This window comes from Nostoc sp. 2RC, assembly GCF_014222165.1.
In the GTDB taxonomy this organism is placed as follows: domain Bacteria; phylum Cyanobacteriota; class Cyanobacteriia; order Cyanobacteriales; family Nostocaceae; genus Nostoc; species Nostoc linckia.
Genome location: NZ_JACKZU010000289.1, coordinates 1 through 10,512 on the forward strand (window position 1 = coordinate 1; position 10,512 = coordinate 10,512).

A 10,512-nucleotide genomic window follows, 5' to 3' on the forward strand; every position below is an offset into this window, starting at 1 on the left:
TGGGGAGACTTGTACTGAGCGGAGCCGTTGGCGCAGCCTCTCGCAGAGAAGTATGGGAGATGGGGAGATGGGGAGATAAGGGAGACAAGGAGAATAATTCTCAACTCCTAACTCCTAACTCAACAGTCATCAGTCAACAGTCAACACTGCCATCTATTGGGAAGAGATCCATATTGCCCTAAAATTCTACACGGGGAGTGAAGCTGAGTGCCCCCATAATCTACGGTTATCAGAGGAGTTTTTTGTGGACTTATCTCGTATTCCTGCTCAACCAAAACCAGGCCTAATCAACGTTCTGATTGAAATTGTTGGTGGGAGTAAAAATAAATACGAATATGACAAGGAACTAGAAGCTTTTGCTCTAGACCGAGTACTTTATTCGTCGGTGAAATATCCCTATGACTACGGCTTTGTACCAAATACTTTGGCTGATGATGGCGATCCTTTAGATGGGATGGTGATCGTTGATGAACCAACCTTTCCAGGCTGTATTATTGCTGCACGGCCAATTGGCTTTTTGGAGATGGTTGACGGAGGCGATCGCGACGAAAAAATTCTTTGTGTTCCAGACAAAGACCCACGCTACGCTAACGTAAAATCCCTGAAAGACGTAGCACCACACCGTTTGGATGAAATTGCTGAATTTTTCCGTAGTTATAAAAATTTGGAAAAAAAGGTAACTGAAATTCTCGGTTGGCAAGATGTAGATAAGGTTGCTGCTTTAGTCGAAAAATCCGTCAAAGCTTATAAAGCATAATAGAAGAGTTAAGAGTTAGGAGTTAGGAGTTAGGAGTTGAGAGTTAGGAGTTGAGAGTTAGGAGTTAGGAGTTAGGAGTTAACAGTTAGGAGTTAAGAGTTAACAGTTAGGAGTTAAGAGTTAAGAGTTATGAATTTTTATTCCTCACTCCTCACTCCTCACTCCTCACTCCAAACTTCTCACTCCAAACTCCTCACTCCTAACTCCTCACTCCAAACTTCTCACTCCAAACTTCTCACCTTTGATAACTTTCTCTTGTTACAGATCGCAAAACTGCCACTAACCCCAAATCAAAATGCAGCGCACTCTCCTTTTGGCAAAAATTCATAACTGCACCCTTACTGGGGCGAATATTAACTATGTGGGTAGTATCAGTATCGATCGCATCCTACTAGAAAAAGCTGGCATCTTACCCTATGAGCAAGTGCAAGTGGTGAATAATGCCAATGGCGAGCGCTTTATTACTTATGCAATCCCGGCTCCAGCCAATTCAGGAATCATTGAGTTAAATGGGGCTGCGGCACGTCTAGGCATTATTGGCGATCGCTTGATTATAATGACTTACGGGCAGTTCACTCCAGAGGAGTTAAAAAGCTACTCACCTACAGTAGTCATTGTGGACGAAAACAACAGGCTCTTAGAAGTGCGGCGCTATGATGACCTGCTCAGTAAGGTCTAATTTCAAAAAAAATGTCTAATTTTGAGTTGTCGGGTTCCGAGAGTTACATACCTCAAAAATCAACTAGCTTGCTCAATAGTCCAGCAGGTCAGTTTCTAGTAAAGTTCTGGGGTGTCAGGGGTTTGATTCCCACTCCCAGCGAAAACACCAGTCGTTATGGTGGTAATACTGCTTGTGTAGAAATGCATGTAGCCGGAAAACGCTTGATTTTTGATGGCGGTACTGGCTTACGGATACTTGGTAAAACTTGGCAAGAAGTACAAGAACCACTAGAAGCCCATTTATTTTTTACCAATTCCCAATCTAACCGCATTCAAGGTTTTCCCTTTTTTGCTCCCGCATTTATTCCTGAAAATTGCTTTCATATTTACGGCACAGCTGCCTCAAATAGTGCCTCAATTAAACAATGTCTGTGCGACCAGATGCTCCAACCGCACTTTCCTTACCCTTTACAGGTAATGCAGTCGGAATTACAGTTTTACAATCTCACTCCAGATAGCGACCTGAAGCTAGATGATGTGATTATTACAACTGCATTAATCAATCAAACTCAGCGTTCAATGGGCTACCGAGTGAGTTGGCAGGAATATAGTGTTGCCTATGTCACAGATTTACACCAAAATGCAGACCAAGTAGAACGAGAGCGAATTTTAGAGTTTGTTCGAGGTGTTGACTTGTTGATTGCCAATGCTACCTACACTCCGCCAACATCTCACGACCATGACTCTGCTGATTTACTTTGGCAAGTTGCAGTCAATGTGGCTCTAGATGGTGGCGTCAGACGATTAGTGATTTCTCATCACCACCCAGATGACCATGATGATTTTCTAGACAAAGTTCAAGCCTATGTCAAATCTGCTTTTCCTGAAGCATCGCTAGCTCATGAAGGTCTAGTAGTGGTTGTTGGTAAATGATTGAAAGTTGTTGGTAGAGTGTCTTGAAAAAAGGCAAGGGTTAATCAACAGTAGTGATTGGTGTAGATAATTGTTTTTTCAAGATGCCATAAATCGCGTCTCTAATTGTTCGTGTCAAAGATTTATTTCACGAAAATAGCATTTACTGTTTGGGAATGGATTTTGTCCACTAAGATATAGCAGTCCGATTTGATTAATGAACTGATCTGTATAGGCAGGCAAGAGGCAATAGGGAATAGGCAACAGGGTTATAAAAGAGTAAAGTGTACGGAATTTTGTTCAAAAATCAAATAGGATTCCTATAGTTTATTTAACTAATACCTACGGCGGTCAATTACCCTCTAATGATAGCATAATTAAAAGTCTTATTGAAAAAATTATGACTATAGATCATGACCGCTTATTTAAAGAATTAATCTCTACATTTTTTACTGAATTCATCGAGCTATTTCTTCCTGCTATTTCCTGCGATATAGATAAAAACTCCATTCAATTTTTACCAGAGGAAGTACTTGTCGATGTGACTGCTGGAGATAAAAAAGTTATAGATTTACTTGCAAAAGTCAAATATCAAGAAAAAGATACTTTCTTCTTAATTCATGTGGAATCTCAATCTTATACACAGCAAGATTTCGCTAAACGAATGTTTAAATACTTTGCCAGACTTTACGAAAAATACGATTTACCAATTTATCCTGTAGTAATTTTTTCTTTTGATGAACCATTCAGACCAGAACCGAAAATACACAGCATTACGTTTCCTAATTTAGATGTACTAAAGTTTGAATTTGCAGGAATTCAATTAAACAGAATTAGTTGGCGAGATTATTTAACCCAACAAAACCCAGTTGCAGCAGCATTAATGGCAAAAATGAATATTTCACCGCAAGAACGTCCGCAAGTAAAAGCAGAATGTTTGCGGCTATTAACTACTCTAAAATTAGACCCTGCACGAATGCAATTGATTTCTGGGTTTGTTGATACTTATTTAAATTTAAATGAACTGGAAGAACAAACCTTTAAAGCAGTAATCAGTACAATGGGATTAGAAGCAAAGGAGGAATATATGGAAATTATCACAAGCTGGGAAAGAAAAGCTACTCAAAAGACATTAAAAACAGTAGTACTTAATTCGTTACGTGAGGGTTTATCAGTGGAAACAGTAGCACGAATTACAGGATTAACAGTAGAGCAAGTACAACAATTACAGCTAGAATTAGCAGATGTTTCTAAAGAAGAGTAAAAAGAATAAAGTTAGGCGATACCTGAGTTGGGTTGCGCTAACGCACTTGATTTCTGCTATTTTCTATAAGTATTATAATTGCCTAGACGTGGAGCGGCTTGTCCTTAAACATGGCTCTCATATTTAATAACTCAAATTCCTGATGCCAAAAAGGACAAATAATAAGGAATTACTTAATACATCGGATGATTGCATAAAGTCCGCGAGCTTCTATCTGCACGTATTCGGAATTAAAGCCTGCCCTCAGTAAAATATGTCGTAGTTCGTCTACAGAAAAGAATCGAAAAACAATGCTAGGAAATGGCTTGAGAAAAGTAGTCGCAAACAATTTGCCACCACTACGCAACACTTGGTAAATGTTGTGAATTCCTTCTTCAGCATTAGGCCAGCAATGCATTGCGGCTCCAGCGTAAATTGCATCTATGGAATCTGATGCTAAAGGTAGTGCTTCAACATCGCCACGAATGACTATGATTTCAGAGGATGAAATGCCATCTAATTTCATTTGTTGTTGTAACTGTGACAGCATTGCTTCCGAATAATCTACAGCGAGGATTTGTTTGCACTTCCCTGTCAGTGCTAGGCGTCGCGCCATAATACCCGTGCCGCAACTAATATCTGCTACGATTCCAGGGTTTTCACCAAAGAATTGTGTACATTGGGCGAACTCTACATCAATACCACCAGGGTTACGCAGTCCTGCTGCCCAAATTGGTGGTAGGACGTGTTCATAAAAAAAAGAAATTATAGGAGAACGGAATAATTCTGTGCGTAAAGGTTTTGGTTGAATGGCATTGTCTTTTATCTGTTGGTGTGCGGCTTCTGGGGTTAAATCCATCAACGATGAAGGAGTTTTTTGGAGTTCCTTTTGGAAGTAATTTTGGCAAGTATCACAGTGCTGTGGTGTGGCGGCTAAAGATTGATGGCAAAGAGGACAAGCGATCGCCTCTTGTAAAATAAACATAATTTTTCTAACTTAAATTTGATACAACAAAAATGCTGTAAGGGCGCACAGCTGTGCGCCCCTACGATAATCAATCGGCTATGTTGCAATTAAGAAGCGTTTTGCAATTCACCTGTGCGGATTGAAATTTGCTGTGTCTGATTACCCCGTTGCACCTTGACTTGTAATACTTGACCAAGGCGACTGTCTTCCACAAGATTCTGCAATTGTTCAGCGCTGGTAATTGGTTTTCCATCGACTTGAACAATTATATCCCCCCGTCGAATACCCGCAGATGCGGCTGGAGAGTTGGGAACAACTTGCATAACAAAAACACCATTAATTTCTGGTATCTGAATGGGAGAATTGGGATCGTTGTTATTTTGCTTGGCAAGTTCGGGTGTCAAGGTGACCATTTGCACGCCTAAATAGGGATGAGCAACTTTGCCATCTCTTTGCAGTGCAGAGGCTATGGCTTTGGCTTTATCAATGGGAATAGCAAAGCCAATACCCATTGCATCAGGACGAATGGCGGTGTTGATACCAATTACTTCACCTCGTTCATTTAACAACGGCCCGCCAGAGTTACCGGGGTTAATAGCGGCGTCTGTTTGAATAAAGTCTAAACGCTTGTCACTAATACCCACTTGGGCGCTGGAACGTTTGAGGGTGCTGACAATTCCCAAAGTAACAGTGTTATCAAATCCCAAAGGATTGCCAACTGCGATCGCCCAGTCTCCCACTTGTACGTTACTCGAAGAACCAAGGGGCGCTACCGGTAAATTGTTACCTGCGTTAATCTTGACTACAGCCAAATCTGTAACTTCATCAATTCCTTGGACTTTGCCCTCAAAGGTGCGGCCATCTTTGAGCCGGACTGTTACCTTATCAGCTTTATCCACCACGTGAGCATTAGTCAAAACTAATCCACTCTTGTCAATAATGAAACCCGAACCCAAACCCCGCAACTGTTCAGAAGGCATTTGTTGGGGTAAACCATCGCCAAAAAAGCGCCGGAAAAAAGGGTCTTGTAAAAATGGATCGATGCGGCGAGTAATTGTACGTTCAGTATCAATACGGACTACTGCTGTGCCCACACGATTAACTGCTGCGGTAACAAAGCTATTGCTACCAATGGCGGAAGTTGCTGGTGATTGTCGTTGGGCAATGATTTCTGGACTATCCACACTGGGAGCAATGGGGGCAGGTTCGGCTTGGGAGGGCAACACCTGTAATGTGCTGATTGTGAGTACAACTCCTAGCGCGATCGCTAATACATGAGTGCCGAATTGACGCATAGACCTGGGTAATTTGGGAAATCGCATAATCACAACCTAAACTTAGAGGCTCAATTGTTACTTAGTCGTAAAAAATCTATTTACAATTATTTTTACAAATTTATTGCTATTGTTGACCGTTGACGGTTCACAGTTAACGGTCAACAATCAACTACTTTTAGTTGTTGTTTATTTTTGGAGTTCTTTAATCAAATTAATGGAAAATTTACCCCAAAAGCTATTATGGGGATTTACACTTTACAAGTTCGGTTTTTACCCCAATACAGCTTAGATAAGCCTGTTTTTTCTTTCCCCTGTTTCCCGTTCCCTGTTCCCTTACCTTCACAGAGGATCTTTCTTAACCCAAGCGTATTGGTTTTTACCCAGGAATCTGCTCTCACGAACTGCAAAAAAGAAATGATTCCGGTTTTGGGGTTGACGGTTCACAGCGAACAGTCAACCGTCAACAATTAACAATCTTCTCTGAAATGGTGGCTCAATTAAAAATAAACTAACTGGGGAATAAAATTTCGTTGCGAGTGGCTGCACCTAGCTGGGGTAAAGAGTTGATGGCTGAGTGGGGAGTGAGGGCCGCGGGAACGCTTGCAGGTACTTGTAATTGTTGGACAACACGTTGCAAAAGTTGGTCTTGTTCAGTACGTAAACTCCAGACATTTGTACCACGGTTGATGATGGCAAACCAAACCAAACCGCGATCGCGGGTGGGCATGACTCCGGCTAAAGCGCTGACATCGCGGAGAGTGCCTGTTTTAATTACAGTAGCAGAGGGGAGGTGTCTAGAGTGGAGTGTGCCCCGGCGATCGAATCCAGACATGGGAAATAAGTCAGCGAGATTTAGTTGATGGGTGCTTGCTTGCTGTTGAATGGCCATGAGCATAGAACAAACAGCTCTTGGGGAAATGCGATTTTCTGTCCCCAGTCCAGAACCATTGATTAACTGAATTTCCGATTGCGGTACTCTGGCAAGATAAGCAGCAGTTGATTGTACCACAGCAGCTCCTCCCACTGACTCTGCCAGCATCTCTGCCATTTCATTGTTGCTATAAACGTTCATTTCCTTAATCAATTGCTTTAGAGGTAACGAACGATGACGCACCAACAAAGTTTGTCGGGGGTTTGGTTGTGCTTCAAATTTCACAGCACCGGCAATTACGACTTTCGGCTTGGGCGTTCCCTTGGGCATGATGGAATATATGTAATTAGCGGGGCGACCCCAAGTGGCAGAATTGAGTGTTTGCTTGAGTATTAAACCCGCCAGCATCGGCTGACGTTGGAAATTCATGGCGAAATTGCCAGTAATGACCAAATTTCCTTTTACTTGCTTGATACCCATTTTATTGAGAGTATTACCAAGGGCGATGGCTTCTTCCCAAACAAACATCGGATCGCCGCCACCAGTAATTACCAAATCGCCTTGCACAACGCCATTTACCATTGGCCCAGTGACACTTACCAAAGTATCAAATTGGTGGTCTGGCCCCCAGGTTTTCAAAGAAACTAATGAAGTGGCAATTTTAGTTAAAGAAGCTGCTGGTAGAGGTGTTGTGCCTTGATGATTTGCCATGAGCATCGGCCCTGACTGCATCCAAATGCCCTGACTTTCAGCCAGATTTTGTCCTACCACCTTGGCTGTGATTAATTCCTTGAGATATGCCTGTACTGTAGTTGCCCCAGCTGGATTTGGATCGGGGGCGAGAACTAAGCCGGGGCTACTTTGCCAAGCCAATGCATCTAAGGCATCTAGAGGCTTGATGTGTACCCCAGCCATTTCTAGCCAAAGTGACACCAAACCAGAACCCAGTATTTCCAGCATATTTTATTCCTCTATGTCGGTTTTAGGATGTTAATGTATTATTTACTGTGCTAATATACACGTTTTTTTATCGCGTTCGGGATTGAGTCATCATAACTAGTGTTTTTTTCATGGGGAAGTAAGTTTAATTACTTGATTTTCGTTACACTTTTTACCAAAAAAAGACGAACTACAAGAGTCACGTCTCTTGAAAGCCAGTATAAAGTAGATAGAGCAAATTGGATTGCCATATTGAATCATTTTTTAGATTAATTTTCACAGTGATTTTTTTCTAGTTCTTTGAATTGCGATCGCCATTAATGAGAACAAGCTGCACCAATTAAAAAGCTGTGGGCATGATTGGGAATTTTTAGCGATCGTCTGCCCTCTGATTCAACTTTTCATTAGATATGTAAATTCATATTTTCAATGGGGATAACTTATACCATTTCTTTGTGAGCGTGCGCCAAATTTTCTTTCTTTTTTTGTGTCCTTCTCTGACGAGACGCTGTGCGAATGCGCCCTTTGCGGTTTGTTTTTCATATAGTTTGGCGCATCTTCATACAGAATTGGTATTAGCTATAAAATCACCAATTCGTTATTTTTTTACAAAGGATTTAGCGGTCAAATTAAAATCATTTATTCAGCCACAAATCATAAATAATTCAATGATATAATACTTAATTTTAAATTTTGTTTTTATAATATTATATTAAAGTCAAAATAGATTGAAACTACTAAATAAATCACGAAAATTTTGATAAAATAAAACAAATATAGAAGTAAGATTATAAAATAGGAGTCAGAATTCAGAACGGGCTATGCCCCGCTGCATTAACAGAATTCAGATTTACTTTTGATTGTTTAATCCTGAACCTTTTTATTTATTTTTACGGCGTTAAAAATATTGGGTGATGCGGGTGGAAAAATCCACCCATAAATTCTACTTCCTTTCTGGATGTGCTGCATCTTCCGGTGAAGGAGTACCCATCTGATTAATTATTGCAATCATCTGGTACAAGCGCCCTAAATCTCGTTGATTAAAGTACAAAATCAATCGGGGTAATTCAACAGTTTCATCTTGAGCTTCTTGGGGTAAAGCTTGACTTTTTTCAATTCTTCCTTGGATAATAATGTCATTAAATTCAGTATTCAGTTGCTCGACTTGGGCATCTGATAAATCTGTTTTGAGACGAATGACTAATCGATCGCCAACGTAGCGGCTAGAATGGTAAACCTGGTAAAAACGGGTGATGGCATCGCAAGCCACATCCAAGTTGTCTGTCACTGTGTAAAGGCTGGGATCGTCAGGACTGACAAGACCTTTATTAACTAATTGCTTATCAATATATTCGCTCCAAGAGCGCCAGTAATCACCACCGGGATGGTCTATTAAAACCAAAGGTACAGGGCCAAATTTACCAGTTTGGCTTAATGTCATACATTCAAAAGCTTCATCTTGGGTACCAAAGCCCCCAGCAAACAAAGCCACAGCATCACTTTCTTTCAAAAGAAACAGCTTGCGGGTAAAGAAATATTTAAAGTGAATTAGCTTAGGATCGCCATCTATAAATGGGTTGGCTTCCTGTTCAAAGGGTAACTGAATATTCAAGCCAAAAGAATTTTCTCGTCCTGCACCTTCGTGACCCGCCTGCATGATTCCGCCGCCGCCGCCGGTCATCACCATAAATCCTAATTTAGTTACACAGCGAGCAAACTCCAGCGCCATTTGGTATTCTGGTGTATCTGTTGCGAGACGAGCAGAACCAAAAATGGTGACTTTACGAACATGTCGGTAATCATAAAACAGCTGGAAACCTCGCTCCATATCTGCCAGCGCAGCCGACAAGATTTTCCAATCAAGGCGCTCAATTTCAGTATCAGCAAGGCGAACAATAGTAGCAAGTGCTTGCTGAATAAATTGCCGATTTTTTAATGTCGGTAGACGAACGATTAATTCAGCGATATCCGCCTGTAAAGACTCTAACGTGTCGAACGACGCAGATGATATCATGAGAACTGCCGGAACAATGGCACTATATTTTACGTGAACGACTCACACTCTAGCAAGCGGGACATAGCCCTCTGTTGTGCAGTTAGCATTCTCAGAACCAGCTTTGAGGTAGTATTGGTGATTGTTCAAGGAAAGATGCCCATCTTTTGGCATTGGAAGTAGAAAAATCGAGTTTGCAACTCGATTGATGATGTTCAAACCTAACAATTTTAAAGCTTTTAACTCTAATTTCTTGTAGTGTTGGCCTCTCGCCGGCCCGTAACCAAAGGCGGGCAAGATGCCCACCCTAACAAGATTGGATAATTTATTTGTTGGAAATCCCTAAGCGCTTTTTCATTCGCTTGGATTCGTATAATTACTGGTATTTAAAGTCTAGTCTAAAGTTTAGGGTTGATGGGGTGTATTAAGAATGACGAACCGCCGAGGCGCAGAGGACACAGAGGAAGAGAAATAGCGATCGCATTATCCGATTAATTTGGTATTGTGAACCAAAACACTTGTGTTGTTAACCAAAATACTTGTGTTGTGAACCAAAACACTTGTGTTGTTGACCAAAATACTTGTGTTGTTAACCAAAGTACTTGTGTTGTTGACCAAAGCACTTGTGTTGTTAACCAAAATACTTGTGTTGTTAACCAAAGTACTTGTGTTGTTGACCAAAACACTTGTGTTGTTAACCAAAACACTTATCTTCTCAACTTGAAAATTCTTCTACGAGAATAACCAACTACAAATAAAGCAAAGACTAAAAATTTCCCCGTGTCCCCAATACGGTTCGGACAAGCAGTATAAACTTCCTTTGTAGTCTGGGAAAAAGTTAAGGGTTAAGGGGATTTGGATGTATTTGAAACCTTTCCCCTTCCCCTTTCCCC

General features: G+C 41.1%; 10 protein-coding genes. 5 read left to right on the forward strand and 5 right to left on the reverse strand.

Translation table 11 applies throughout. From position 1 onward, the window contains the following. The 5 genes from GNE10_RS35550 to GNE10_RS25450 form a co-directional block, all read left to right on the forward strand. Nucleotides 1–182, forward strand: a 182-nt coding sequence (locus GNE10_RS35550) for a hypothetical protein (protein ID WP_221642990.1), incomplete at its 5' end; no start/stop codon positions are given. Between the two features lie 62 nt (nucleotides 183–244). Next, on the forward strand, nucleotides 245–757 hold the full coding sequence (locus GNE10_RS25435) for an inorganic diphosphatase (protein WP_099069142.1): 513 nt from the start codon (nucleotides 245–247) through the stop codon (nucleotides 755–757). Nucleotides 758–1,052: 295 nt separating this feature from the next. Next, nucleotides 1,053–1,436 (forward strand): aspartate 1-decarboxylase, encoded by a 384-nt coding sequence (gene panD, locus GNE10_RS25440; protein ID WP_099069143.1) that lies wholly within the window; start codon nucleotides 1,053–1,055, stop codon nucleotides 1,434–1,436. An 11-nt stretch (nucleotides 1,437–1,447) separates the two neighbouring features. Next, nucleotides 1,448–2,350 carry an MBL fold metallo-hydrolase gene (locus GNE10_RS25445; protein WP_099069144.1) on the forward strand — a complete coding sequence of 301 codons (903 nt, stop codon included), beginning with the start codon at nucleotides 1,448–1,450 and terminating at the stop codon, nucleotides 2,348–2,350. Nucleotides 2,351–2,729: 379 nt separating this feature from the next. After that, entirely contained in the window at nucleotides 2,730–3,593 is an 864-nt protein-coding gene (locus tag GNE10_RS25450; RefSeq protein ID WP_185567780.1) for an Rpn family recombination-promoting nuclease/putative transposase, read from the forward strand. A gap of 169 nt (nucleotides 3,594–3,762) precedes the next feature. On the opposite strand, the gene GNE10_RS25455 is transcribed toward GNE10_RS25450, so the two are convergent. The 5 genes from GNE10_RS25455 to GNE10_RS25475 form a co-directional block, all read right to left on the reverse strand. Then, nucleotides 3,763–4,557, reverse strand: coding sequence for a class I SAM-dependent methyltransferase (locus GNE10_RS25455; RefSeq protein WP_185567783.1), 795 nt, complete (start codon nucleotides 4,555–4,557; stop codon nucleotides 3,763–3,765). Nucleotides 4,558–4,646: 89 nt separating this feature from the next. Continuing rightward, complete coding sequence (locus tag GNE10_RS25460) at nucleotides 4,647–5,861, reverse strand: HhoA/HhoB/HtrA family serine endopeptidase (protein ID WP_099069147.1); 1,215 nt, start codon at nucleotides 5,859–5,861, stop codon at nucleotides 4,647–4,649. A gap of 463 nt (nucleotides 5,862–6,324) precedes the next feature. After that, a complete protein-coding gene (locus GNE10_RS25465; RefSeq protein ID WP_185567786.1) occupies nucleotides 6,325–7,647 on the reverse strand; it encodes a D-alanyl-D-alanine carboxypeptidase in 1,323 nt (440 codons plus the stop codon). 922 nt (nucleotides 7,648–8,569) lie between these two features. Further along, nucleotides 8,570–9,640 (reverse strand): LOG family protein, encoded by a 1,071-nt coding sequence (locus GNE10_RS25470; protein WP_185567789.1) that lies wholly within the window; start codon nucleotides 9,638–9,640, stop codon nucleotides 8,570–8,572. 470 nt (nucleotides 9,641–10,110) lie between these two features. Then, the gene (locus GNE10_RS25475; RefSeq protein ID WP_185567794.1) at nucleotides 10,111–10,326 is read right to left on the reverse strand and encodes a hypothetical protein; all 216 of its coding nucleotides are present in this window, start codon (nucleotides 10,324–10,326) and stop codon (nucleotides 10,111–10,113) included. Nucleotides 10,327–10,512 lie beyond the last annotated feature (186 nt).